Origin of the sequence: Amycolatopsis acidiphila, assembly GCF_021391495.1 — a bacterium.
GTDB lineage: Bacteria > Actinomycetota > Actinomycetes > Mycobacteriales > Pseudonocardiaceae > Amycolatopsis_E > Amycolatopsis_E acidiphila.
Window position 1 is genome coordinate 26,845 of sequence record NZ_CP090063.1, and the last position, 24,175, is coordinate 51,019.

22 protein-coding genes and 1 tRNA gene are annotated in these 24,175 nt (G+C 70.9%); 13 read left to right on the top strand and 10 right to left on the bottom strand.

All coding sequences use genetic code 11. The features are described 5' to 3' along the window. Positions 1-12: 12 nt before the first annotated feature. The 6 genes from LWP59_RS00150 to LWP59_RS00175 form a co-directional block, all read right to left on the bottom strand. Positions 13-1,173 (bottom strand): serine/threonine-protein kinase, encoded by a 1,161-nt coding sequence (locus LWP59_RS00150; protein WP_144637301.1) that lies wholly within the window; start codon positions 1,171-1,173, stop codon positions 13-15. Between the two features lie 3 nt (positions 1,174-1,176). Continuing rightward, positions 1,177-2,646 carry a peptidoglycan D,D-transpeptidase FtsI family protein gene (locus LWP59_RS00155; protein WP_144637299.1) on the bottom strand — a complete coding sequence of 490 codons (1,470 nt, stop codon included), beginning with the start codon at positions 2,644-2,646 and terminating at the stop codon, positions 1,177-1,179. Next, on the bottom strand, positions 2,643-4,133 hold the full coding sequence (locus LWP59_RS00160; RefSeq protein ID WP_144637297.1) for an FtsW/RodA/SpoVE family cell cycle protein: 1,491 nt from the start codon (positions 4,131-4,133) through the stop codon (positions 2,643-2,645). Before LWP59_RS00160 ends, LWP59_RS00155 begins: the two co-directional genes overlap by 4 nt. Continuing rightward, positions 4,133-5,488, bottom strand: coding sequence for a PP2C family protein-serine/threonine phosphatase (locus LWP59_RS00165; RefSeq protein ID WP_144637295.1), 1,356 nt, complete (start codon positions 5,486-5,488; stop codon positions 4,133-4,135). The genes LWP59_RS00160 and LWP59_RS00165 overlap by 1 nt, the downstream gene beginning before the upstream one ends. Next, the gene (locus LWP59_RS00170) at positions 5,485-5,952 is read right to left on the bottom strand and encodes an FHA domain-containing protein FhaB/FipA (RefSeq protein ID WP_144637293.1); all 468 of its coding nucleotides are present in this window, start codon (positions 5,950-5,952) and stop codon (positions 5,485-5,487) included. The genes LWP59_RS00165 and LWP59_RS00170 overlap by 4 nt, the downstream gene beginning before the upstream one ends. Before the next feature lie 193 nt (positions 5,953-6,145). Further along, positions 6,146-7,390 carry a DUF3662 and FHA domain-containing protein gene (locus LWP59_RS00175; RefSeq protein ID WP_144637291.1) on the bottom strand — a complete coding sequence of 415 codons (1,245 nt, stop codon included), beginning with the start codon at positions 7,388-7,390 and terminating at the stop codon, positions 6,146-6,148. Between the two features lie 130 nt (positions 7,391-7,520). Between LWP59_RS00175 and LWP59_RS00180 the strand changes: the two genes are divergently transcribed. After that, positions 7,521-7,603: transfer RNA gene (locus LWP59_RS00180), tRNA-Leu, on the top strand. A gap of 49 nt (positions 7,604-7,652) precedes the next feature. On the opposite strand, the gene LWP59_RS00185 is transcribed toward LWP59_RS00180, so the two are convergent. Then, the gene (locus LWP59_RS00185; RefSeq protein WP_144637289.1) at positions 7,653-8,549 is read right to left on the bottom strand and encodes a serine/threonine dehydratase; all 897 of its coding nucleotides are present in this window, start codon (positions 8,547-8,549) and stop codon (positions 7,653-7,655) included. A gap of 74 nt (positions 8,550-8,623) precedes the next feature. On the opposite strand from LWP59_RS00185, the gene LWP59_RS00190 reads away from it, so the two are divergent. After that, entirely contained in the window at positions 8,624-9,523 is a 900-nt protein-coding gene (locus LWP59_RS00190; protein ID WP_144637287.1) for a LysR family transcriptional regulator, read from the top strand. On the opposite strand, the gene LWP59_RS00195 is transcribed toward LWP59_RS00190, so the two are convergent. Continuing rightward, on the bottom strand, positions 9,520-9,894 hold the full coding sequence (locus LWP59_RS00195) for an FKBP-type peptidyl-prolyl cis-trans isomerase (protein ID WP_144637285.1): 375 nt from the start codon (positions 9,892-9,894) through the stop codon (positions 9,520-9,522). The two genes, LWP59_RS00190 and LWP59_RS00195, sit on opposite strands and share 4 nt — an antisense overlap. A 79-nt stretch (positions 9,895-9,973) precedes the next feature. Here LWP59_RS00195 and LWP59_RS00200 point away from each other — a divergent pair, with 79 nt between their 5' ends. The 10 genes from LWP59_RS00200 to LWP59_RS00245 are packed head-to-tail and all read left to right on the top strand — an operon-like array spanning position 9,974 to position 21,227. After that, a complete protein-coding gene (locus LWP59_RS00200; RefSeq protein ID WP_144637283.1) occupies positions 9,974-11,020 on the top strand; it encodes a trans-sulfuration enzyme family protein in 1,047 nt (348 codons plus the stop codon). Between the two features lie 32 nt (positions 11,021-11,052). Then, complete coding sequence (locus tag LWP59_RS00205) at positions 11,053-12,534, top strand: ABC transporter substrate-binding protein (protein ID WP_186383188.1); 1,482 nt, start codon at positions 11,053-11,055, stop codon at positions 12,532-12,534. After that, the gene (locus tag LWP59_RS00210; RefSeq protein WP_186383187.1) at positions 12,531-13,475 is read left to right on the top strand and encodes an ABC transporter permease; all 945 of its coding nucleotides are present in this window, start codon (positions 12,531-12,533) and stop codon (positions 13,473-13,475) included. Before LWP59_RS00205 ends, LWP59_RS00210 begins: the two co-directional genes overlap by 4 nt. Then, positions 13,472-14,278 (top strand): ABC transporter permease, encoded by an 807-nt coding sequence (locus LWP59_RS00215; RefSeq protein ID WP_144637281.1) that lies wholly within the window; start codon positions 13,472-13,474, stop codon positions 14,276-14,278. The genes LWP59_RS00210 and LWP59_RS00215 overlap by 4 nt, the downstream gene beginning before the upstream one ends. Further along, positions 14,275-15,033: an ABC transporter ATP-binding protein gene (locus LWP59_RS00220; protein WP_144637279.1), complete on the top strand. Its 759-nt coding sequence runs from the start codon at positions 14,275-14,277 to the stop codon at positions 15,031-15,033. Before LWP59_RS00215 ends, LWP59_RS00220 begins: the two co-directional genes overlap by 4 nt. Then, positions 15,030-15,791, top strand: a complete 762-nt coding sequence (locus tag LWP59_RS00225; RefSeq protein WP_144637277.1) for an ABC transporter ATP-binding protein — start codon at positions 15,030-15,032, stop codon at positions 15,789-15,791. Before LWP59_RS00220 ends, LWP59_RS00225 begins: the two co-directional genes overlap by 4 nt. Further along, positions 15,791-17,218 (top strand): aldehyde dehydrogenase family protein, encoded by a 1,428-nt coding sequence (locus LWP59_RS00230; protein ID WP_144637270.1) that lies wholly within the window; start codon positions 15,791-15,793, stop codon positions 17,216-17,218. The genes LWP59_RS00225 and LWP59_RS00230 overlap by 1 nt, the downstream gene beginning before the upstream one ends. Before the next feature lie 11 nt (positions 17,219-17,229). Continuing rightward, positions 17,230-17,982 carry an SDR family NAD(P)-dependent oxidoreductase gene (locus LWP59_RS00235; protein WP_144637365.1) on the top strand — a complete coding sequence of 251 codons (753 nt, stop codon included), beginning with the start codon at positions 17,230-17,232 and terminating at the stop codon, positions 17,980-17,982. Between the two features lie 12 nt (positions 17,983-17,994). Continuing rightward, on the top strand, positions 17,995-19,362 hold the full coding sequence (locus tag LWP59_RS00240) for an amidase (protein ID WP_144637268.1): 1,368 nt from the start codon (positions 17,995-17,997) through the stop codon (positions 19,360-19,362). Positions 19,363-19,391: 29 nt separating this feature from the next. Further along, a complete protein-coding gene (locus tag LWP59_RS00245; protein WP_144637266.1) occupies positions 19,392-21,227 on the top strand; it encodes a hypothetical protein in 1,836 nt (611 codons plus the stop codon). 4 nt (positions 21,228-21,231) lie between these two features. On the opposite strand, the gene LWP59_RS00250 is transcribed toward LWP59_RS00245, so the two are convergent. Continuing rightward, the gene (locus LWP59_RS00250; RefSeq protein WP_267903755.1) at positions 21,232-22,080 is read right to left on the bottom strand and encodes an HpcH/HpaI aldolase/citrate lyase family protein; all 849 of its coding nucleotides are present in this window, start codon (positions 22,078-22,080) and stop codon (positions 21,232-21,234) included. Beyond that, positions 22,077-23,147, bottom strand: coding sequence for an HpcH/HpaI aldolase/citrate lyase family protein (locus LWP59_RS00255; RefSeq protein WP_144637264.1), 1,071 nt, complete (start codon positions 23,145-23,147; stop codon positions 22,077-22,079). The genes LWP59_RS00250 and LWP59_RS00255 overlap by 4 nt, the downstream gene beginning before the upstream one ends. A gap of 372 nt (positions 23,148-23,519) precedes the next feature. Between LWP59_RS00255 and LWP59_RS00260 the strand changes: the two genes are divergently transcribed. Continuing rightward, on the top strand, positions 23,520-24,158 hold the full coding sequence (locus LWP59_RS00260) for a hypothetical protein (protein WP_144637262.1): 639 nt from the start codon (positions 23,520-23,522) through the stop codon (positions 24,156-24,158). Positions 24,159-24,175 lie beyond the last annotated feature (17 nt).

A 24,175-nucleotide genomic window follows, 5' to 3' on the forward strand; every position in this document is an offset into this window, starting at 1 on the left:
AAGGTGTACTCATCATGCCCCGTAGGTCGTAACTTCAGTGGGAGGCGGCTGCTCCCGGCCGGGTACCAGGTCCGTGGTGCCGATCCGCCCCGGTTGCGACGGGTCGTCCGGCGGGCTGAGCAGCCGCGGCAGGATCAGCACCGCCGCGACGACGAGTCCCACCAGCACCACCACGAGCACCACCCACAGCGCTGTCAGGTTCCGCCGCCGGGGGATCGGCATCGGCAGCACCCCGCTGGGGTGCACCATCGGCGGCGGCGTCACCGGCTGCAGCACCGGATGCGAGATCGGCCCGACCGGGTTCGGCACGTACTGCGGGACCAGGCCGGAGGGCGCCGGGAGCGGGTGGCCGGACCGGACGGCGGCCACCGCGTTCGCGAACTCGCCGCCGTTGCGGTAGCGCTGCCGCGGGTCCTTCACCAGCGTCGCCTCGATCAGGGCCCGCACCCCGGGCGGCACGTCCGGCGGCAGCGGCGGCGGCAGGTCGCGGATGTGCATCATCGCGACCGTCACCGAGTGCTCCGACAGGAACGGCCGGTGCCCGCTGAGACATTCGTAACCGCACACGGCGAGCGAGTAGACGTCGCTCGTCGGTTCGGCGTCGTGGCCGAGGGCCTGCTCCGGCGCGATGTAGTGCGCCGTGCCCATGACCATGCCGGACCTCGTCACCGGAGCCGCGTGCGCCGCCTTCGCGATGCCGAAGTCGGTGATCTTGACCGTGTTGGTGGGCGTGACCAGGACGTTGCCGGGCTTGATGTCGCGGTGCACCAGGCCACGTTCGTGCGCGGCCTGCAGTGCCCGGCCCGCCTGCTCGAGGATGTCCAGCACCCGGTCGGCGGCGAGCCGGCCTTCTCGCGCGAGGATGCCGGCCAGTGGCTCGCCCTCGACGAACTCCATGACCAGATACGCGATCGAGATCTCGTCCGCGACGCTCTCACCGTAGTCGTGCACGGCGGCGATCCCGGGGTGGTTCAGCGAGGCCGTCGTCCGTGCCTCGGTGCGGAAGCGGTGCAGGAACTCCGCGTCACCGGAGAGCTCCGCCTTGAGCACCTTCACCGCGACGATGCGGTCCAACCGGGTGTCGCTGGCCTGCCAGACCTCGCCCATGCCCCCGACGGCGATCCGGCTGACCAAACGGTAGCGCTCGGCTACCAGCTGACCCGTGGACAGCATTCGCTACCCACCTCCGAGCTGGGCGTTGATCGCGGCCCGGCCGATCTCCGCGGCCACGGTGCCGCCGGTGGCCTCCAGGCCCCGGTTACCGCCGGACTCCACGATCACCGCCACCGCGATCTGCGGGTCGTCGGCCGGCGCGAACGCGGTGTACCAGGCGTGCGGCGGGGTGTTCTTCGGGTCGTTGCCGTGCTCGGCGGTGCCGGTCTTGGAGGCGATCTTGACGTTCGGCTTCTTCCCGCCACCCTTGGTGTTGTCCTCCGACGCCTCCATCATCTGCTTGAGGATCTCGGCGTTGGCCGAGGACAGCGCGGGGGTGCCGGTGAGCTCCTCCGGCGTGAAGCCCTCGAGGTCGGACAGGTCGGGCGCGAGCAGCTTCTTGATCAGCTGCGGCTTCATCGCCATACCGCCGTTGGCGACGGTCGCGGAGAGCAGGCAGTCCTGCAGCGGGGTGATCCGGACGTCCCGCTGGCCGATGCCGCTCTGGTACAGCGCGGCGGTCGAGTCCAGCGCGCCGAGGCTCGAGGGGGCGACCTTGGTCGGGATGGCCAGGTCGGTCTGCCCGATGCCGAAGTTCGCCGCGGTCTGCCGCAGCTTGTCGGCGCCCAGCTGCCCCGCGAACGTCGCGAACGGGACGTTGCACGAGTGCGCGAGCGCCTGCTCGAAGGTGTTGCCGGGGCAGGTCTCGCCGCCGTAGTTCTCCAGCGTGGTGCTCGTGCCGGGCAGCAGGACGTTCGGCGCGTTGCTCACCGGCGTGTCCGGGGTGGCGCCGTTCTGCAGCTCGGCGGAGGCGACGACCAGCTTGAACGTCGAGCCCGGCGGGTAGGTCTCCGAGATCGCCCGGTTCAGCATCGGGTTCTTCGGGTCGTCGGTGAACTGCTTCCAGGCGTTCCCCTGGTCCGTGCCGTCGTGTGAGGCCAGCGCGTTCGGGTCGTACGACGGCGTCGACACCATCGCCAGGATCTCGCCGGTCTTCGGGTTCATCGCGACGACAGCGCCGGTGTACCCCTTGGCCATCATCGCGTTGTAGGCCGCCTGCTGGACCGCCGGGTTGATGGTCAGCTGCACGTTGCCGCCACGCGGGTCGCGGCCGGTCACCATGTCCGACAGGCGGCGCACGAACAGCCGCGGGTCCGAGCCGGTGAGGATGTCGTCCTCCGACCGCTCCAGACCGGCCGAGCCGTAGCGCACCGAGTAGTAGCCGGTGACCGGCGCGTACATCGGGCCGTTGAGGTAGCGGCGCTTGAACTTGAACTTGTCGTTCGTCGGCTGGACGTCGGCGATCACCTGGCCGTTGAACTGGGACACGAAGCTGCCGCGCTGGCGGGAGTACTCGTCCAGCAGCACTCGCTGGTTGCGCGAGTCGGTCCGGTAGCTGTCGGCCTTCACCACCTGGATGTAGGTGACGTTGGCCAGCAGGAGCACCACCATGACGATCATGGCGATGCCGACGCGGCGCATCGGTTTGTTCATCGGGCACCCTCCGCTTCAGGGCCGGCGGGCGGCCGGTTGACCAGCACTGTGCCGGCCTCCGCGATCGGTGCCTGCTGCTGCGGCGCCTTCGGGCGCGGCTTCGTGGCCGGGCGCCGCGCGGCGTCGGAGATGCGCAGCAGCAACGCCACCAGGATGTAGTTCGCCAGCAGCGACGAGCCACCGTAGGACAGGAACGGCGTCGTGATGCCGGTCATCGGGATCAGCTTGGTGACCCCGCCGACGATCACGAACACCTGCATCACGATCGAGAAGGACAGCCCGCAGCCGAGCAGCTTGCCGAACGTGTCGCGCACGGCGAGCGCGCTGCGCATGCCGCGGGTGGCGAGGATCAGGTACACCATCAGGATCGCGCCGAGGCCGACGAAGCCGAGCTCCTCGCCGAGCCCGGCGGTGATGAAGTCGGTGTTGGCCTCGGGCACGATGTCCGGCCGCCCGGCGCCGAGACCCGTGCCGCCGACGCCACCGGTGCCGAGGCCGAACAGCCCTTGCGCGATCTGGTAGCCGCCACCCGGGTCCAGGTAGGTGGCCAGCGGGTCGATCCAGTTCGCCACCCGCTGCTGCACGTGCGTGAACAGCTTGAAGGCGATGAAGCAGCCCACCACGAAGAAGCCGAGGCCGGTGACCACCCAGACCGCGCGCTCGGTGGCGATGTAGATCAGCACCAGCACGATCGCGAAGAACAGCAGCGAGGTTCCCAGGTCCTTCTCGAACACCAGGACTAGCAGGCAGACGGCCGCGGCGATCAGCAGCGGGCCGAGGTCGCGAGCGCGCGGCAGCTCGACCCCGAAGACCTTCTTGCCCGCGATCATGAACAGGTCGCGCTTGGCCACCAGGAACGTGGCGAAGAAGATCATCAGCAGGATCTTCGCGAACTCGCCGGGCTGGATCGAGAAGAACGGCAGCTTGATCCAGACCTTCGCGCCGTTGACCTCGGACAGCGAGCTGGGCAGGATCGCGGGCAGCGCCAGCGCGGCGATGCCGACCAGCCCGCACGTGTAGCCGTAGCGGGTGAGCGTCCGGTGGTCCTTGACCAGGATCAGCACGGCGAGGAACAGCGCCAGCGCGAGTGCGGTGAACAACACCTGCTTGGGCGCGGCGGAGCTGTAGTCGTCACCGCTCTGGGTCGCCCGCTCCGCCAGCGCCAGGTCGATCCGGTAGATCATCACCAGACCGATGCCGTTGAGCAGCGCGACACAGGGCAGGATCAGCGGGTCCGCGTACGGCGCCCACCGGCGTACCGCCAGATGCGCCACCGCGAACAGGGCGAGATAGGCAAGGCCGTACCAGATGATGGAGAAGGACAGCTCCTGCTCCTGGTTGGCCTGCACCAGCACGAACGCGCAGGTGACGATCAGTGCGGCGAAACCGAGCATGGCCAGCTCGGTACCCCGCCGCGTCGGCAGCTCCCGCTGCGGGTTGCTCTGGTAGATCGCGGCTGAGGAGTCGGGCAACGCGGGCTGGCTCATCAACCACCGCCGCCCGGCGGGAACGAGGTCGTCTGGCAGTCCGCCCCCGTCTGCCCGCTCGCGGACGTCGTCGGGGACGAGGAGGTGCTCTGCTGCTGCGGGTCGGCCGGGCTCGTGGGCTGCGTGCTGCAGTCCTTGAGCGTCTTGTACCGCAGGAAGTTGTTGATGTAGTCGCGCGCGGCCTGCAGGGTGTCCTTCTTGACGCCGTTGCGCACCGCGCTCTGCGCGTCCTGCTGCAGCTGCGGCACGGTCAGCACGTCGCACATCGAGCCGCCCGGCGGGCACGAGCCCTCCGCCTGCTGGTGCAGCTGGATACCCAGGATGCTGCCCGGCACCCCGCGGAAGATGGCGACCTCGTTGTTGGTGCCCTCGCCCACGTAGTACTGGCTCAGCACGAAGTACCGGGTGGCGATGCCGCCCGCGGCGAGCAGCACGAGCACGAGCACGATGCCGACGAACCAGCGCCAGCGCTTGCGGCGCTTGGCCTTCGGGTTCTCCTCGAACGGCTCGGTCAGCTGAGGGGGCGGTGGCGGGGGTGCGGTGAGCGCCCGCGCGCGGGCCGCCGGTGAGTCGCCCTGGTGGTACTCGTCACTGCCGTCGCCTGCCGCGCCGCCCACGATCGGGGCGTCGTCGCCGAAGTCGACGTCGACCACGTCGGCGACGATCACCGTGACGTTGTCGGTGCCGCCGCCCTTGAGCGCCAGCTCGATCATCCGGTCCGCGCAGTCCTGCGGATCCGGGATCTGGATCGCCTCGGCGAGGGTCTCGTCGCTCACCATCCCGGACAACCCGTCCGAGCAGAGCAGGTAGCGGTCGCCGGCGCGGGCCTCGCGCACGGTCAGGCTCGGCTCGACCTCGTGCCCGGTGAGCGCTTTCAGCAGCAGCGAGCGCTGGGGGTGGGTCGCGGCCTGGTCGGCGGTGATCCGGCCCTGCTCGAGCAGCTCGTTGACGAAGCTGTCGTCGCGGGTGATCTGCGCGAACTGGCTGTTGCGGAACAGGTACGCACGCGAGTCGCCGACGTGCACCATGCCCATCCGCGAGCCGGAGAACAGCATCGCGGTCAGCGTGGTGCCCATGCCGTCGAGGTCGGGATCGTTCGCGACCAGCTCGGAGATCGCCGCGTTGCCGCCGCCGACAGCCTCTCTCAGCTGGGACAGCAGATCGTCGCCCGGCTCGTCGTCGTCGAGCGGAGCGAGGGAGGCGATGACCACTTTGCTGGCTACCTCACCCGCGGCATGGCCACCCATGCCGTCGGCGAGTGCGAGCAGGCGGGGTCCGGCGTACACCGAGTCCTGGTTGCTGGAACGCACCAGGCCACGGTCGCTGCGGGCCGCGTAGCGAAGGACGAGTGTCATGGGCGAAGCTCGATCACCGTCTTGCCGATCCGGATGGGGACACCGAGTGGAACTCGGAGGGGTGCAGTGACCTTAGCCCGGTCGAGGTAAGTCCCGTTTGTGGATCCCAGATCTTCCACGTACCAGTCCGGGCCGCGCAGCGAGATGCGCGCGTGGCGGGTCGACGCGTAGTCGTCGTCCAGCACCAGCGTCGAGTCGTCGGCCCGGCCGATCGTGATCGGCCTGCCGTCGAGTGCGATCCGGGTCCCGGCCAGCACACCGTGGGTCACGATGAGCTGGCGGGGAGTCTTGCCCGACCCTTTGGGCCGGTTGTTGTCCTTGCCCCGCCGCAGGCCGGGGATCGCCACTTTCAGCCCGGAGGCCGCGTACAGATCGGACCGCACCACGCGGAGTGCGGCCAGCACGAACAACCAGAGCAGGATAAGAAAGCCCACCCTGGTGAGTTGAACGACCAGCTCTGGCACCTGTTGTGTCAGCTCCCGCCTCTGTGCTCCCGCCCGTGACACCGGTGCGCCACGGGGCCCCGCCGGGGTAATTCTGCGGGACAGGGGATACCAGCTTCCCAGCGGCTACGCCAACCGGAACAGGCAGGTGGTTCTGACAGGTCCGCGGCGCGTCAGCGCTTCCGTTGAGGTGGTGGGGAAGCGGCCGGCCCAGTCAGCCCTGCGTACGGAAAACCAGCGACGAGTGCCCGACGCGGATGACGTCTCCGTCGGCCAGCTGCCAGGTCTGCACCGGGGTGCCGTTGACCGTGGTGCCGTTCGTGGAGCCGATGTCCGCCAGCGTCGCGCTCTGGCCGTCCCAGGTGATCTCCAGGTGGCGACGGGAGACGCCGGTGTCGGGCAGCCGGAAGTCCGCGTCCTGGCCGCGACCGACAACGTTGCCACCCTGCTTGAGCGAGTAGTTGCGGTTCGACCCGTCGTCGAGCTGCAGCGTCGCCGCCAGCTGACGGTTGCCGCCCTGGACCGCGGGCGGGGCGTAGCCCTGCTGGGCGTACGGGTCCGGCGTGCCCTGCGGCGGCGCGTAGCCACCCTGGGGCTGGCCGCCGTAGCCGCCGCCCTGGTCGTAGCCGGGCTGGGGCTGGCCGTAGCCGCCGCCCTGCTCGTAGCCGGGCTGGGGCTGGCCGTAGCCGGGCTGACCGTAGCCGCCGCCCTGCTCGTAACCGCCCTGCTCGTAACCGGGCTGGCCGCCGTAGCCGGGCTGGCCGCCGTAACCGCCGCCCTGCTCGTAGCCGGGCTGGGGCTGGCCGTAGCCGCCCTGGTCGTAACCACCCTGCTGGCCGCCATAGCCGCCCTGCTCGTAGCCGGGCTGCTGGCCGTAACCACCCTGGTCGTACCCCTGCTGGCCGCCGTAGCCGCCCTGGTCGTACCCGGGTTGTCCCTGCTGTCCGTAGCCGTACTGACCGCCATGCTGGCCGTACGGGTCACCCTGGTCGTATTGGCCGTAGCCGGGGGGCTGGCTCATTGCTGGGTCTCCTGCGTTGCTGGGTCGAGCTGGCCGTCCTGGACCCGGGCCGCCACTCGCGCTGACGTCCGGATCGACGGATGAACGGATCTTGAATTGTCCAGTATGCAGCGCCTCGTTGCGCGCGAGCGAGACTACGACGTCACCATAGGTGTCCCAGCCGTGCTCGGCGAGATGCTGTCCCACCGCTTCCGCGAGCACCCCGGTGACGCGCTGTTCGTCGCCGGCCATGCGGTCGTGATCCGCCCGGCCCAACGAGACCACGTAGTGGTTCGGGGCAAGCAGCCTACCGCCGGCCAGCTCACGGACGTTGTCCTCGCTCTCCCGCTCCAGGGCTTGCGCCACCTCCTGGGTGACGACATTGCCTCCGAACATCCGCGCGAAGGTGTTGCCAACCAGGCTTTCCAGGCGTCGATCAAACCGTTCAACGCGGCCCACCGGGACTCCTGGCCTCCTTCACGCGTGTGCTTTCGCACCCGATCCTATCGGCATCGGGGGCCTTCGACACGGCCCCGGGGGAAACCGTCCGGAACGCCCTGATACAGTTTCCTGGCTGTCGCGGTTACTCGGGCGAGTGGCGGAATGGCAGACGCGCACGGTTCAGGTCCGTGTGTCCGAAAGGACGTGAGGGTTCAACTCCCTCCTCGCCCACCTCGATGAGGGCCCCGGTTCCGACCGGGGCCCTTTCTCGTGGGGCTCATCACATCGACGGGGTCCAGTCCGCGTTCGCACCGCAGAGCACCAGGCAGGGCAGCTCGCCGGAGACGTGGCCCGCGAGCCAGGCGGCGAACGGGGTCGCGGCGGCCGGCTCCACCGCCAGCCGGAACTCGTGCCACAGTAGGTCCCGCGCGGCGAGGATCTCCTCGTCGCCGACCAGGACCGAGCGAACCGGATGGCTGGTCAGGACCTCGAACGGCACGTCGCCGACGCGGGTCGCGCCCAGTGCGGACGACGCGACCGAATTCACTTCCGCGTCCACCGGGTGCCCGGCCGCCAGTGCCTGGTTCAGGCAACAGCAGTGCTGCGGCTCGGCCGCGACCGTCTGCCGTCCGCCGGAGCCCAGCGCGATACCCGCCGCGAGACCGCCACCGCCCACCGCGACCGCGATGACGTCGGTCTCCGGCACGTCTTCGACGATCTCCGCCGCCACCGTGCCCTGGCCGGCGATCACCGTGCGGTCGTTGTACGCCTCGACATACCGGGCGTTCGTCATCTCGTGCGCGGCCGCGGCGGCCTCCGCGTAGGTCGTGCCCACGCGGACGAGGCGGGCGCCGACCTCTTCGATCCGGCGCGCCTTGCTCTCCGGGATCGACACCGGCGCGTACACGGTCGCGGGCAGGCCGAGGATCGACGCGGCCGTCGCCACACCGATGCCGTGGTTGCCCCCGGAGGCGGTGACGACCTGATCCGGGCGCGGCCCGCTGAGCAGGGCGTTGAGCGCGCCCCGCAGCTTGAACGAGCCCGTCCGCTGCAACTGCTCCAGCTTGAGCACCAGCGGCCTGCCGTCGAACTCGGTGCGCAGGACCGGGGTGTGGCGGACGTAACGGCGGATCCGCTCGGCGGCGGCGGTGACCTCGGCGGAGAGGGTGGCTGTCATATCCCTACTGTGCGCGCGACGGGCAATTAGCTGTTAGCGCCTTCCCCTAAGCCGAGTTAAGCGATACTTATGGCGTGCTCTCCGCCGAACGCCTGCGTGTGCTGGTCGAGGTCGCCCATGCCGGTTCGATCGCGACGGCCGCCCGCCGGATGGGCTTCACGCCGTCCGCCCTGTCGCAGCAGCTGTCCCGGCTCGAACGCGAGGTGGGCTGCGCATTGCTGGAGCGGCGGCCGACCGGGGCTTCGCTCACGGCGGCGGGCCGGACGCTGGTCGGCCACGGCGAGATCGTCGCGGGCGAGCTGCGCGCGGCCGAACAGGCGCTCGCCGAGCTGCGGCGACAGCCGGCGGCGGAGCTGGGCATCGGCACCTTCGCCACCGCGGGCCAGGTTCTCGTGCCGCCGGCGCTCCGGGCGTTCCGCGCGGCACATCCGCGCACCCGGCTGCGGCTGGTCGACCTCGAACCCCCCGACGGCTACGACCTGGTCGTCGCGGGGGAGCTGGACCTGCTGATCACCCACCGCTATCCGGGGGTCCGGCTGCCGCCGTCGCGGGGCCTGGCCCGCCGGGCGCTGCTGTCCGACCGGCTCCGGCTGGTCCTGCCCGGGGACCATCCGCTCGCCACCGCGCGGCAGATCCGGTTCGACGACCTCGCGGGGGAGGACTGGATCTCCGGGGACGCCCAGGCGCCCAGCCGGATCTGCCTGGACAGCCTCATCGCGGAGACAGGCGTCGAACCGCGGGTGGCCTACGAGACACGCGACTACGCGGCGATCCTCGCGCTGGTGCGGGCCGGTCTCGGTGTCGCGTTCGTACCGGAGAGCCTGCTCGGCACCGCCGCCCGCGACCGGATCGTGGTGCGGGACCTGCCCGGGCGGCGGCCGGTGCGCGAGGTGCTCACCGTGCATCGCGAACGGCCTCCCGCGCAGGTCACGACCATGGTGACGCTGCTGCGGGAGGCCGGCGACGCGCGCTAGCCGACCTCGACGAGGTCGACCACGAAGATCAGGGTCTCGTTGGGCTTGATCACGCCGCCCGCGCCGCGCTCGCCGTAGGCCAGCTGCGGCGGGATGACCAGCTTGCGCCGGCCGCCGACCTTCATACCCTGCACGCCCTGATCCCAGCCTGGGATGACGTGGCCCTGGCCGAGCGGGAAGCGCAGCGGCTGCCCGCGGTTCCAGGACGCGTCGAACTCCTCGCCCGTGGAGTGCGAGACCCCGACGTAGTGCACGGACACGACCTTGCCCGCGGTCGCCTCGGGGCCTTCGCCGACGGTCACGTCGAGCACCTCGAGATCGGCGGGCGGCGGCCCGTCGGGGCGGTCCACCTCGGGCTTCTGCAATGCCATGGTCACTCCTCGTTTTCCGGTCGCTGCACCGTATCGACCCTATGCCCGGGTCGCACCCCGGCGGCTTAGGCTGGGCTGCATGAACGACTGGTCACCACGTACCCGTGCGGTCGCCGCGGGCCGTCCGAGTGGGCCGGGCGAGCCGCTGAACACGCCGATCGTGGCGACCAGCACGTACGTCGCCGGTGGCGGCTTCACCTACGCGCGCGAGAGCGGCACGCCGACCTGGGTCGCGCTGGAGGACGCCGTCGGCGCGCTCGAAGGCGGCCACGCGACGGCGTTCGCGTCCGGGATCGGGGCCATCGCGGCGGCGTTCGAGCTGTTCCCCATCGGCGCCGAGGTCGCCGTGCCCACGTTCTCCTACTCCGGCACCCGCGGGTTGCTCCAGCACGCCGAGAAGCAGGGCCGGTTCAAGGTCCGGCAGCTCGACCCGGAGGACACCCCGGCCTGGCAGGCCGCGGCCGACGAGGTGGACGTGCTGTGGATCGAGTCGCCGACGAACCCGACGCTGCACCTGATCGACATCGCACCGCTCACCGGTCGTCGCGCGAAGGTCGTCGTGGACAACACCTTCGCCACCCCGCTCGCGCAGCAGCCGCTCGCGCTGGGCGCGGACATCGTCGTGCACAGCGCGACCAAGCTCATCGGCGGGCACAGCGACCTGCTGCTCGGCATCACCATCGCCGCGGACGAGACGCTCGCGCAGGAGCTTCGCGACGCCCGCACCCGCAATGGCGCGACGCCGGGCGCGCTGGAGGCGTGGCTCGCGCTGCGGGGGCTGCGCACGATGCCGGTGCGGCTGGCCGAGCAGTCGAAGACCGCCGCGCTGCTGGCCGAGCGGTTGTCCGCGCACGAAGCCGTGACGAGGGTCAGCTATCCCGGACAGGGCATGATGATCGCCTTCGAGCTGGCCGACGCCCCGGCGGCGGAGCGGTTCATCGCCGGGCTGGAGCTGATCGTGCACGCGACCAGCCTCGGCGGCGTGGAAAGCCTGGTCGAGCGGCGTGGGATGTACGCGCTCGAGACGCACGTGCCGCCGGGCCTGATCCGGTTCAGCGTCGGGCTCGAAGATCCCGAGGATCTGTGGCGGGACCTGGCGAGGGCGCTCGGTCAGCCCTCGTCTTGACCTTGTTCGCGCCCGGGTGCGAGCCTGCGTGGGTGAGGGTCCGGAACGGCGCGTTGGCGCTTGTGCTGCTGGTGCTGGCCGGCTGTTCGGCGGGCTCCACCGCTTCGGTGAGCACCGGTCCGGACACGTTGTCCGTCGGGTTCGCCGCCGAGCCGGAGAACTTCGACTTCACCCGCACCGACGGCGCCGCCATCCCGCAGGCCCTGCTCTACAACGTCTACGAGGGCCTGGTGAAGCTCGACGCCGACGGGAAGATCGTGCCGCTGCTGGCGAAGTCGTGGACGATCAGCCCGGACCGCACCAGCTACGACTTCCAGCTGCAGCCCGGCGTGAAGTTCAGCGATGGCGCACCCTTCACGGCCGCGGACGTGAAGTTCTCCATCGACCGGGTCAAGACCGCGTGGACGATCTCGATCAAGTCCAAAATGGATGTCGTCGACCACGTGGACGTCGTCGACCCGCTGCACGTCCGCGTCGTGCTGAAGAAACCCAGCAACGGCTGGCTGTTCGACATGACCAGCCGGGTCGGCGCGATGTTCAGCCCCACCGGGATCGCCGATCTGGCGAACAAACCCGTCGGCACCGGCCCGTACGTGGTGGCGGAGCGCCGGCGCGGGGACTCGATCATCCTGCGGCAGAACACCGCGTACTGGGGCGCGAAACCGGCGTACAAGACGGTGGTGCTCAAGTACATCAAGGACCCGACTGCGCTCAACAACGCCTTGCTGAGCAATGGGATCGACGTCATCTCCACGATCACCGCGCCCGACTCGATCCCGCAGTTCGAGACCGACAACCGGTTCACCGTCCTGCAGGGCACCACGAACAGCGAGGTGGTGCTGTCGTTCAACGGCGACCGCGCACCGCTGAACGACGTCCGCGTGCGGCAGGCGCTCACGCTCGCGATCGACCGCAAGGCACTGCTGGCGACGGCGTGGGCGAACCGCGGCACCCTGATCGGCAGCATGGTCCCGCCGACGGACCCCTGGTACGAGGACCTGTCCGGCTACTACCCGTACGACCCGGCGAAGGCCAAGGCGCTGCTCGCCCAGGCGGGGCAGCCGAACCTGTCGCTGCGGCTGCGCATCCCCAACCTGTCCTACGCCGTGTCCGCCGCGCAGGTGGTCGCTTCGGACCTCGCCGACATCGGGGTGCGGGTGAGCATCGAGCCGCTCGACTTCCCCGCGGTGTGGCTCAAGCAGGTGTTCACCGACCACGACTTCGACATGTCGATCGTGCAGCACGTCGAAGCGCGGGACATCACCACGTTCGGCGCCCCGACGTACTACTGGGGCTACCACAACCCGCGGGTCCAGCAGTTGCTCGCGAAAGCCGATGCCGGCACCCCGCAGGAGCAGGTCGAGGACATGAAGCAGGTGGCCAGGACGATCACGGCCGACGCGGCCGCCGACTGGCTGTTCCTGTTCCCGAACGTCGTGGTGGCGAAGAAGAAGGTGCACGGACTCGCGCGGAACCAGGTCAGCGAGTCCTTCGATCTCACGGGGCTGTCATGACCGCCCTGTTGCGCCGGACGGCGATCCTCGTCGTCAGCGTGTTCGTCGCGTCGACCATCGTGTTCGCCTTCATGGCCGTGCTGCCCGGTGACCCGGCGCAGGTCGCGCTCGGGGTGAACACGACCCCGGAGCTGCTCGCGCGGACGCGGCACGACTTCGGGCTCGACCGCCCGCTGGTCACGCAGTACCTCAGCTGGATGGGCGGGGTGCTGCACGGCGACTTCGGGCGCTCCTACGTCACCGGCGAGGCGATCGGGCCGCAGCTGGTCGACCGGCTCGGCGTGACGCTGTGGCTCGTCGGGGCCGGGATGCTGGTCGCGCTCGTGCTCGCGATCCCGTTCGGCACGCTCGCCGCGACCTGGCACCGGCGCGCGTCCGGTGCGGCGATCTCCGGGCTTTCGCAGCTGGGGGTCGCGGTGCCCGCGTTCCTCGCCGGAATCCTGCTGGTGCAGGTGTTCGCGGTGCAGCTGCGCTGGTTGCCCTCGGGCGGCTGGACGCCACCGGACCAGAACGCGGGCGAGTTCGTGCGCGGGCTGATCCTGCCCGCGCTGTCGCTGGGCATCGTGCAGGCCGCGGTGCTCACCCGCTACGTCCGCTCGGCGGTGCTCGACACCCTCAACCAGGACTACCTGCGCACCGCGCGGTCGAAGGGGTTGCGGCCGTATCCCGCGTTGCTGCGCCACGGGCTGCGCAACGCCGCGGTACCCGTCGTGACGGTGCTGGGCCTGCAGCTCACGACGCTGCTGATCGGTGCGGTGGTGGTCGAGCGGGTGTTCGTGCTGCCGGGGCTGGGCAGCATGCTGCTGGACTCGGTGTCCTCGCGGGATCTGCTGACCGTGCAGGGGATCGTGCTGGTGCTGGTGGTCGCGGTGCTGCTGGTCAACTACCTCGTCGACGTGCTGTACGTCGTGATCGACCCCAGGTTGCGGGTGCGGCGATGAACCGGAACCTCTGGCTCGGGTCGGTGCTGGTCGGGCTCGTCGTGCTCGCGGCGCTCGTGTCGTTCGTCTGGACGCCCCACGACCCGCTGAAGGTGGACGCCGCCGTCCGGCTGACGGGGCCGAGCGGTGACTACTGGCTGGGCACCGACAAGTTCGGCCGGGACGTCCTCTCGCAGATCATGGTCGGCGCGCGGACGACGTTGTACGTCGGGGTGATCGCAGTCGGGGTCGCGGCCGTCATCGGGACCCCGCTGGGCATCCTGGCCGGGATGTCGAAGCGCTGGCTGGGCGAGTTCGTCATGCGCGTCAACGATCTCGTGCTCGCGTTTCCCGCGCTGCTGCTGGCGATCATGTTCGGCGCGGTGTTCGGGGCGAGCACGGTGACCGCGATGATCGCGATCGGCATCGCGACGATCCCGTCCTTCGCGCGCATCGCGCGGTCGGGGACGCTGCAGGTGATGAGCACCGAGTACGTGCTGGCCGCGCGCTCGGGCGGGCGGTCGCGGCCGTTCATCGCGCGCCGGCACGTGCTGCCGAACATCGCCGGGCTCGTGACCGTGCAGTGCTCGGTGTCGTTCGCGATCGCCGTGCTCGCCGAGGCCGCGCTGTCGTTCCTCGGCTTCGGCACCCGGCCGCCGACGCCGTCCTGGGGGCGGATGCTGCAGGAGTCGCAGGAGCTGCTGACCGTGCAGCCGCGGCTGGCTCTGGTGCCCGGCATCGCGATCGCCGTCGCCGTGCTCGGGTTCAACATCCTCGGCGATGGGCTGCGGGACCGCTTCGACCCGCGACTGGAGCGCCGATGATCAAGGTCGAGGGGTTGTCGGTGTTCGCCGGGGACACGCCGCTGGTCCAGGACGTGTCGTTCGAGGTCGGGGCGGGCGAGCGGGTCGGGCTGATCGGCGAGTCGGGCTCGGGCAAGTCGCTCACGGCGTCGGCGGTGATGGGCCTGCTGCCGGAGGAGCTGCGGGCGACCGGGTCGGTTCGGTTCCACGGGAAACAACTGCTTTCCGCCGGCGAGCGCGAGCTGTCGCGGCTGCGCGGAAACGACCTGGCCATGGTGTTCCAGGAGCCGATGTCGGCGCTCAACCCGCTGATGCGGGTCGGTCGGCAAGTCGCCGAGTCGATTCGGCTGCACACCGCGAAGTCGAGGCGCGCCGCCGCCCGGGTCGCGCAGGAGCTGCTGGAGTCGGTCCAGCTGCCCGACGTCCACCGCGCCTATCCGCACCAGCTCTCGGGCGGGCAGCGTCAGCGCGTGCTGCTGGTGATCGCGCTCGCGAACGACCCCGCGCTGCTGATCTGCGACGAGCCGACGACGGCGCTCGACGTCACGGTCCAGGCCCAGGTGCTGGACCTCGTCCTGGCCGGGGTCGCGGAGCGCGCCGCCGCGCTGTTGTTCATCACGCATGACCTCGCCGTGGTCGCCCGCGTGTGCGAGCGGGTGCTGGTGATGTTGGAAGGGCGCATCGTGGAGGAAGGCACCACCCGCGAGGTGCTGACGAACCCTCGGCACGAATACACCCGGCGGCTGCTGAAGGCGTCCGACCTGGAGGCGGCATGACTCTCATCGAGCTGCGTGACGTGCACCGGCGGTACGACCGGGCGCACGCGCTGCGCGGTGTCTCGCTGAGCGTCGGGGCCGGTCAGCGCTTCGGCATCGTCGGCGAGTCCGGCTCCGGGAAGTCGACGATGGTGCGCCTGCTCGCCGGGCTCGACCGGCCGACCTCCGGCGAGATCCTGTTCCAGGGCAAGCGGATCGACACCCTGCCCGAGCGCGGGCTCGGCTTCCTGCGGGCGGCGCTGCAGGTCGTGTTCCAGGATCCGATGGGCTCGCTCGACCCGCGGATGCGCGTGCGGGACATCATCTGCGAACCGCTCGGCCGCATCGACCCCGCCCGCGTCGCCGAGCTGCTGGACGCCGTCGGCCTGCCGTCGAACAGCGCTGACCGGTACCCGCACCAGTTCTCCGGCGGGCAGCGGCAGCGGATCTCGATCGCTCGCGCGCTCGCGCCGCGGCCGAGCGTGCTGGTCGCGGACGAGCCGGTCAGCGCGCTGGACGTGTCCGTGCGCAAGCAGATCCTCGACCTGCTGACCGATCTCGTCGCACGCTTCGAGCTGACGCTCGTGTTCGTCTCGCACGACCTCGGGGTGGTCCGCCGCGTCTGCGACACCGTCGCGGTGATGCGGCGCGGCGAGATCGTGGAACGCGGCGCGGTCGCCGACGTCTACGACGCGCCGCAGCACCCGTACACCCGTGAACTGATCGCGGCGGCGCCCAACCTGCGTGCCGAACTCGCCCGACTGCAGGGAGGACAGTGATGTTCGATCCCTATCCCGCCGGTCTGCCCATCGGGCCGGGCTGGGTGTCCACACCGGACACCCAGGAGATCGAATTCCCCTACGACGGCAGTCCCGTCGCCGAAGCACCGCTCGGCACGCCGGAGCTCGCCCGGCGCGCGCTCGACGAAGCCGTCGCGGTCCGCAAGGAGGTCGCGGCGCTGCCGGCGTGGGTACGGCGGGACATCCTGCTGGACGTGCACCGAGCCCTGACGGAGTGGCGCGAGGAGTTCGAGGGCCTGCTGGTCGCCGAGACCGGGAAACCGCTGTGCGACTGCCGGGTCGAGGTCGCGTGCACGCTCGTCACCTGGCAGGCCGCGGCCGAGGAGGTCGGCCGGATCCACGGCGAGACGGTGCCGCTGGACCTCGCGCCCTCCGGCGACGGGCTCACCGGGTTCTGGAAGCGCAAGCCGATCGGCGTGGTCGTGGGCATCGCCGGGTTCAACTACCCGCTGCTGCTGGCCTCGCACAAGATCGCACCCGCGATCGCCGCCGGCTGCCCGGTGATCGTCAAGCCGGCGCCGCAGACGCCGCTCGCCACGCTGTGGCTCGTCCATCTCGTGCGTGCAGCCGCCGCGATCCCGTCGATGGTGCAGCTGGTGACCGGGGACGCGGAGGTCGGCTCGACGCTGGTGACCGACCGCCGGGTCGGTGCGGTGTCGTTCACCGGCTCGGCCGCGGTCGGGCACCGGATCGCCAAGGACGCGGCGCCGACCAAGACGTTGCTGGAGCTGGGCTCGAACGCCGCGCTCGTCGTCGCCGAGGACGCGGATCTGGGCGCCGCCGCGGATGCCGTGCTGCGTGGCGGTTTCTACGCCTCCGGGCAGGCCTGCATCTCGGTGCAGCGCGTTCTCGCGGTCGAGTCGGTCGCGGACGAGCTGACCGAACGTGTGCTGGCGCGGCTCGGCGAGGTCGTAGCCGGTGACCCGCGTGACGAGAAGACGAGGGTGTCGGCGCTGATCGACGAGCGCTCGACGAAACGGGTGCTGGACTGGATCGCCGACGCGGTCGCCGCGGGCGCGAAGGTGGCCGCCGGCGGGCACGAGCAGGCGGGGGTCGTCCGCCCGACCGTGCTCACCGAGGTGCCGGACGGGGTGGCCTGCTGGGACGAGGAGATCTTCGGCCCGGTCGTCTGCGTACGGCGGGTGTCTGATGTGGACGCCGCGTTCGAGCAGGTCAACGTCTCCCGGTACGGCCTGCACGCGAGCGTCTTCACGCGTTCGCTCGCGACGGCGTTCCGGGCGATCGACGAGCTGGAGGTCGGTGGGGTGGTGGTCAACGAGGTGCCCGGGTTCCGTTCGGACACGATGCCGTACGGCGGGGTCAAGGACTCCGGGATCGGTCGCGAGGGGCCGCGGTTCGCGATCGACGAGCTGACGGTGACGCGGATGGCGGTGCTGCGCCGATGAAAGACGTGGCCGTGAACTACGAGCGGCTCTTCCGGCTCGACGGCAAGCAGGCGGTCGTACTGGGCGCGGGCAGCGGGATCGGCCGCGAGTCCGCGCGGGCGCTCGCCGCACACGGCGCCGAGGTGGTCAGCGCCGACCGGGACCTGGCCGCGGCGAAGGAAACCGGCGGCCAGGCGTACGAGATCGACCTGCTCCAACCGGGCGCCGCCGAGCGGGCGGCGAAGGAGCTGGGCGAGCTCGACATCGTCGTGCTGACCGCCGCGACGAACGTGCGCAAACGCTTGCTGGACTACACCCGCGACGAGTTCGACCGGGTGCTCGCGCTCAACCTCGGGGCGTCCTTCGACGTCGTGCGCGCGTTCGGCGCGGGCATGGTCGAGCGCGGCCGCGGCAGCATCATCGGCTTCTCCTCGATCCGCGGCACCACCGTCGAGCCGGGCCAGGGGCCGTACGCGGCCACGAAGGCCGGGCTCGTCCAGCTGTTCCGGACGGCCGCGGCGGAGTTCGGCCCGTCCGGCGTCCGGGTCAACGCGATCGCGCCCGGCGTGGTGGAAACCCCGCTCACCGCCCAGATCAAGGCCAGTCCCGACTGGTACGCGGCGTACGCGGGCAAAAGCGCGCTCGGCCGGTGGGCGCGTGCCGAAGAGCTGGCCGGTGCGGTCGTGTACCTCGCCTCGGACGCCGCGAGCTTCGTCACCGGCGCCGTCCTGGCCGTGGACGGCGGCTGGACGGCGATCGACGGCCGTTACACGCCACCGGAGTAGTAGGAGGGTCTCGTGTACCAGAGTGCGACCGAGTTGCTGGAGGAGTACCGCGCCGGACGGCTGTCGCCGGTCGAAGCGACCGAAGCCGTGCTGAGCCGGATCGACCGGCTCGAACCGGAGCTGCACGCCCTCTACGCCTACGAACCCGAGCAGGCCCGGGCCGCGGCGAAGGCGTCGGAGCAACGGTGGCGCTCCGGCGAGGCGGGCGCGCTCGACGGGATTCCGTTGACGCTCAAGGAGAACATCGCGACCAGGGGCACGCCGGTCCCGCTGGGCACCGCGGCCACCGAGCTGACCCCCGCGCCCGCCGACGCCCCGGCCGCCGCCCGCGTCCGCGAAGCAGGCGGGGTACTGCTGGCCAAGACCACGATGCCCGACTACGGGATGCTCACCTCGGGCCTGTCGAGCTTCCACAACGCGGCCCGCAACCCCTGGGACCTCAGCCGGACGCCCGGCGGTTCGAGCGCGGGCGCGGCGGCGGCCGCCGCGGCGGGCTACGGACCGCTGCACGTCGGTACCGACATCGGCGGCTCGATCCGGTTGCCCGCGGGCTGGTGCGGTCTGGTCGGCTTCAAGCCCAGCTTCGGCCGGGTGCCGGTCGACCCGCCCTACATCGGCCGCGTCGCGGGCCCGTTGACCAGGACCGTCGCCGACACCGCGCTGCTGATGAGCGTCCTGTCCCGGCCCGACTCGCGCGACCACATGAGCCTTCCGCCCAGCGAGCTGCCGTGGGCCGACCTCGGCTGCGAGGTCGCGGGCCTGCGGATCGGCCTTCAGCTCGACCCCGGGGCCGGGCTCGACGTCGAACCCGAGATCCGGGCCGCCGTCGGCGAAGCGGCGCGGCTGCTGGAGGCGGCGGGCGCGACCGTCGAACCGCTCGCCCCGTTCCTCACCCGCGAGATGCTCGACGGCCTCGACACGTTCTGGCGGGTGCGGGCGTGGTGCGACATCAGCTCGCTGCCGGCCGATCGGCGCGCGAAAGTCCTGCCCTATATCGCCGAATGGGCCGAGGGCGGCGCCGACGTCTCGGGAGCCGCGGCCTACCGCGGCTTTTCGCAGATCGACGTGATGAGCGTCGCCGCCGTGCGCGCCACCGCACCGTTCGACTTCGTCCTGTCGCCGACCTGCCCGGTCTCCGCGCCGGCCGCGGACTGGGCGTCCCCGACCAACGACCCACAGCGCCCGTTCGAGCACATTCCGTTCACCGTGCCGTACAACATGTCCGGCCAGCCGGCGGTGTCGGTCAACTGCGGTCACACCGGCGACGGGCTGCCGATCGGCCTGCAGATCGCGGGACGGCGGTTCGACGACCTCGGCGTGCTCCGGCTCGCTGCAGCATTCGAAGTAATTCGGGGTCCGCAGCGCGCTCTCCAGGTGTAATCGGCCGCGGAACTTGAGACCATCGTCTCATGCGCATGGTCTACACCGGAGCGGATGAAGAGGACTTCATCGACGCTCGTCAGCGCCTGCTCGTCGAGCTCGACGCGTGGTCGCAGATGCGGCAGCGGATGATCGATCCCGTGGTCGCCGGCGCCATGCTCGACTACCGCTTCGAGCGGGACGGGCTGCTCGGCCGGTGGAGCCGCGAGGTCCTGCGCGGTGCGCTGCTGACGTGGTTCCCGCGCAAGGTCGTGCTGCTGGATCCGCACTCCTCCGCGGTGCTGACCACGGTCCAGGCGCTGCTGGACTTCTTCGACGACGCCGACCTGTTCGACGAGCACAGCGAACCGCCGTCGGTGCTGCGGTCGTTCGTGCGCGGGATCGCGGACCGGTTCGACGAGGCGATGAAGGAGCCGTCGAACTTCGGGCTCGCCAAGTTCTGGGCCGTCGCGATGGCTGAGCACGGCGTCGACCCGCTCGACGAGACCGAGGCGCAGGAGTTCATCGACCGCGTGCAGCAGGGCGAGGTCGAGGTCGACCAGGACCTGCTGCACGAGATCGCGTACCGGCACTACGAGGGCGACCCGGAAGTCGAGCCGCTGGAGCCGACCCCGGTGTTCGCGCTCGCGCCCGAGGAGGACCTGGCCGGAGAGGCCGCCGGCCTGCCGGTCCTGTGGCGGCTCAAGCGGTTCGTCGGGTGGGTGGGGGACGGGCGCGAGCTCGCGCCCAAGGGCAGGCTCACCGAGGCCGACGCACGCGACATCGCCGGGCGCCTCGGCGAGCCCGATCCGGCGAGCCTGGTCTCGCTGGCCAAGACGGCGGGGCTCGTGCGGGTGCTGAAGGGGAGACTGGTGCGGGTCAAGCGCGCGGAGCCGTTGCTCGCCGACCCGCTCACCCTGTGGCGAGCGTCGGTGCCGCACGTGCTCGCCGGTCGCGACGAGCCGCTGCGCCGCCGGTCCGCCGACCGGCACCTGGCCTACGAGCTGCTCGAGTCCGTACAGGCCGACAACGACTGCGCGACGATCCCCATGCTCGTCGAGATCCTGGACGACCTCGGCGAGGTGAACTGGCGCTGCACCGACGCGACGCCGGTGCTGCGGGTGCTGGACCAGCTGGCCGAGTACGGGCTCGTCGAGGTGGCCCCGGCGACCGAGGAGCACTACGAGGACCTGATCGACTTCGCGGGCGTCGAGTCCGTCGAGGAGGTGCCGGAGGAGGAGCGGCAGGTCGTCCGGATGCTTCCGCTCGGCGCGCGGGCGATGTACGACGCGCGCGTGCAGGCGGGCGTCCCGACGCTGACGCTCGAGGATCTGGCCACCGAGACGGCCGAAGTGTTCTTCGCCCGCGTCGGGCCGTTGTCGCAGGAGGCGTTCGAGGAGGGCGCCCGGCTGTGGCTGCAGGCACGGCGACCGGAACGCGCGATCGCCGAGCTGATCGGCCTGGCCGAGCGCACCGACGACTTCGAGCACCGGATGCTCGCCTTCCAGCTGCTCTCGGAGTACGGCGAGCCGGGGGTGACCGCGATCGCGGGCCTGCGTGAGCACTCCGCCGCCGGGCCTGCCGCGCTCAGCTGGCTGCTCGACGCCGGGTTGATCGACCAGAGTGAGGTCAGCGGGCGCGAGCGGACGTACAGCATGGTCGATGTGCTGGCCGCCGGCATCAGGTCCGCGGGCCGGAAGAAGGCGCTGGAGGAGTTCGCCGCCCAGCCGCGCCCGGCGCAGCTGCTGTTCCTCGCCGACGCGACGATCTGCGGCCACCCCCGCACCCGCGAGGTCCTCGAGTCCATGGTCGTCGCGCATCCGGACCGGATGGTCTCCAACGCGGCACGCAAGGCACTGGACTGGCTCCACGAACCCGAGGACTGACGCTTCAGGCGCCGATCGCCTCGGCGAGCGCGAGGATCCGCTGCGCGTTGTCCACGTGCAGGTTCTCGATCATCCGGCCGTCGACGGTCACCACGCCGCGGCCCTCTGCCCTGGCCTCCTCGAACGCCGCGATGATCTTGCGCGCCTGCTCGATCTCGGCCTCCGACGGCGCGAACACCCGGTTGCACGGCTCGATCTGCCCGGGGTGGATGAGCGTCTTGCCGTCGAAGCCGAACTGCCTGCCCTGCAGGCACTCCGCCTCGAAGCCCTCGACGTCCTTCACGTCGTTGTAGACGCCGTCGAGGATGACCTTGCCGGTCGCCCGCGCGGCGAGCAGGCACAGCGAAAGGCCGCCGAGCAGCGGCGCGCGGCCCGGCACGGACTCGGCGTGCAGCTCCTTCGCCAGGTCGTTGGTGCCCATGACGAGTACGGTCAGCCGCTCGCTCGCCGCCGCGATCTCCTCCGCGTGCAACATCGCCACCGGCGTCTCGACCATCGCCCAGATCTTCGTCGTGTCGGGCGCGCCGCCGAGTTCGAGCGCGCGCTCGATGTTGTGCACGTCGCGCGCCGAGTTCACCTTGGGCACGACGACCGCGGCGGGGCCGGCCTGCGCCGCCGCCCGCAGGTCCGCGTCGTGCCATTCGGTCTCCAGGCCGTTGAGGCGGATCGTCACCTCGCGGTCGCCGTACTCGCCGACCATGCCGCACACCCGTTCACGCGCGGCCTCCTTCGCGTCCGGCGCGACGGCGTCCTCCAGGTCGAGGATCAGCGCGTCCGCGGCCAGACCCTTCGCCTTCTCCAGGGCGCGTTCGTTCGCGCCGGGCATGTACAGCGCGGAGCGTCGGGGCTTCACTGCTGGACCTCCTTGGTCGCCTCGTCGTACGCCTCTTTCAGCTCGGGGTCGCGCTCGGCGAGCGCGTCGGCCAGTTCGGCCACCACCCGGCACTGCTTGAACGAGGCGTCGTCCTGCATCTTTCCGTCGATCATCACCGCGCCCGTGCCGTCGCCCATCGCGGCGATCACGCGCCTGGCCCACGCGACGTCCTTCGGGTCGGGCGAGAACACCCGCTTCGCGATGTCGATCTGCACCGGGTGCAGCGACCACGTGCCGACGCAGCCGAGCAGGAACGCGTTGCGGAACTGGTCCTCGCAGGCCACGACGTCCCGGATGTCCCCGAACGGCCCGTAGTACGGCAGGATCCCGTGCATCACGCAGGCGTCCACCATGCGCGCGACCGTGTAGTGCCACAGGTCCTGCTGGTAGGTGGTGCGCCCTTCGTGCAGGTCCTCGCCGACGGGGTCGGTGCGCACGAGGTAGCCGGGGTGCCCGCCGCCGACCCGGGTGGTCTTCATCCGCCTGCTCGCGGCGAGGTCTGCCGGGCCCAGCGAGATGCCCTGCATCCGCGGGCTGGCACCGGCGATCTCCTCGACGTTCGCGACCCCGCTCGCGGTCTCCAGGATCGCGTGCACCAGCAGCGGCCGCCGCAGTCCCGCGCGGGCTTCGAGCTGGGCGAGCAACCGGTCGACGTAGTGGATGTCCTGTGCGCCTTCGACCTTCGGCACCATGATCACGTCGAGCTTGTCGCCGATCTCGGTGACGAGCGTGGTGAGGTCGTCGAGGACCCACGGCGAGTCGAGGCTGTTGACCCGGGTCCACAGCTGGGTCGCGCCGAAGTCGTTGGCCTTGGCGATCGACACCAGGCCCGCGCGCGCGGCCTCCTTGCGGTCGGCGCGGACGGCGTCCTCCAGGTTGCCCAGCAGGACGTCCACCTTCTTCGCCAGGTCCGGCACCTTGGCGGCCATCTTCTCGTTGCCAGGGTCGAAGAAATGGATCATCCTCGACGGCAACGCGGGAATCTCCCGGACCGGGTCCGGGGCCCCGACCGCGAGCGGCGCGAAGAAGTCCTTCGGCGAGCGCATCGATCCTCCATCGCTGTTGGTAACCGGCGAGTAACTTTAACCTCGAACCGGCGGGAACCGCTGCGGTCAAGCTCACCTCCAAGGGGACAACCGCTGTCCACAGTGGAGAAATGGACAGGATTGCTCCATTCGGCGGTACGGAAATCCCCTCGGTGACGCCGTTCGACTGGCCATCACCCGTTCGGTCGCAGGGTCGGGCTGAAGTCCGATTACCGCTTATCGACCGGTCACCGACCGTCGGGCGCCGCCGATCGCAGCTGGTTGGCCAACACGAAGACCTCCGGCCGGAGCCCTGGTACTCAAGTCATGTGCCTCTTTTCACGAGGGGGAAGCGGCACGTAAGACGAAGCAGGGACAAGAGGAGGCGGACTCGTGGCGGTTACACCAGGGCACACCGGCGATGCGGTGGTGGCCGGCGGAACCCGGTCATTTCCCACCCGGGTGGTCCCGCCCGTCGAGCTTCCGGCGAGCACGTCCTACCTGGCCGGCATGGCCGCCGCGCAGCTGGGCTGGAAGGGCGTCGTGCTGCCCGAGGTGACGGTCCTCGGCCGCCGCGTGTGCGTGGTCGCGCGGCTGCGCACCGACGTGCACGCCGAGCGGATCGCCTGCGGGATCGGCCCGGTCGCCGACCGCACGACCGTCGCCACCTGGACGTGGCCCGAGTTCGCGGGCACCGCCCCCACCCCCGCGGCGGAGATCGTCGGCGTGCTCGCCGTCGCCCGGCACTGGCGCACCGGAATGGCCGCGACCGTGCCGTTCGCCCGCTACGGCGAGGCCGCCATGGTGCTGCCGTCCTCGGCGGTGCTGTCCAAGGACTACGTCGACAACTGCCTGCCGCGCGCCCGGTCGTACGGCCTGTCCGTCGTGTCCGCCGACGCCGACGCGACTGTCGCGCTCGACCTGTCCGACCGGCGCGAGCGCACCCTCCTCCCGCAGGACGCGGTGTCCCGCTGGATGAACGAGATGGTGTACGAGCAGCTGCTGGCGTCCTACGACCTGCCGGTGGCCTGACCGGGGCCTAGTGTTGC

Coding starts and splice junctions, on each gene's coding strand:
- LWP59_RS00195 (WP_144637285.1), bottom strand. CDS start 9,894: ATGGCATTGCAGAAGCCCGAGGTGGACCGCCCCGACGGGCCGCCGCCC.
- LWP59_RS00200 (WP_144637283.1), top strand. CDS start 9,974: ATGAACGACTGGTCACCACGTACCCGTGCGGTCGCCGCGGGCCGTCCG.
- LWP59_RS00245 (WP_144637266.1), top strand. CDS start 19,392: ATGCGCATGGTCTACACCGGAGCGGATGAAGAGGACTTCATCGACGCT.
- LWP59_RS00185 (WP_144637289.1), bottom strand. CDS start 8,549: ATGACAGCCACCCTCTCCGCCGAGGTCACCGCCGCCGCCGAGCGGATC.
- LWP59_RS00210 (WP_186383187.1), top strand. CDS start 12,531: ATGACCGCCCTGTTGCGCCGGACGGCGATCCTCGTCGTCAGCGTGTTC.
- LWP59_RS00225 (WP_144637277.1), top strand. CDS start 15,030: ATGACTCTCATCGAGCTGCGTGACGTGCACCGGCGGTACGACCGGGCG.
- LWP59_RS00155 (WP_144637299.1), bottom strand. CDS start 2,646: ATGAACAAACCGATGCGCCGCGTCGGCATCGCCATGATCGTCATGGTG.
- LWP59_RS00230 (WP_144637270.1), top strand. CDS start 15,791: ATGTTCGATCCCTATCCCGCCGGTCTGCCCATCGGGCCGGGCTGGGTG.
- LWP59_RS00160 (WP_144637297.1), bottom strand. CDS start 4,133: ATGAGCCAGCCCGCGTTGCCCGACTCCTCAGCCGCGATCTACCAGAGC.
- LWP59_RS00220 (WP_144637279.1), top strand. CDS start 14,275: ATGATCAAGGTCGAGGGGTTGTCGGTGTTCGCCGGGGACACGCCGCTG.
- LWP59_RS00255 (WP_144637264.1), bottom strand. CDS start 23,147: ATGCGCTCGCCGAAGGACTTCTTCGCGCCGCTCGCGGTCGGGGCCCCG.
- LWP59_RS00150 (WP_144637301.1), bottom strand. CDS start 1,173: ATGCTGTCCACGGGTCAGCTGGTAGCCGAGCGCTACCGTTTGGTCAGC.
- LWP59_RS00215 (WP_144637281.1), top strand. CDS start 13,472: ATGAACCGGAACCTCTGGCTCGGGTCGGTGCTGGTCGGGCTCGTCGTG.
- LWP59_RS00165 (WP_144637295.1), bottom strand. CDS start 5,488: ATGACACTCGTCCTTCGCTACGCGGCCCGCAGCGACCGTGGCCTGGTG.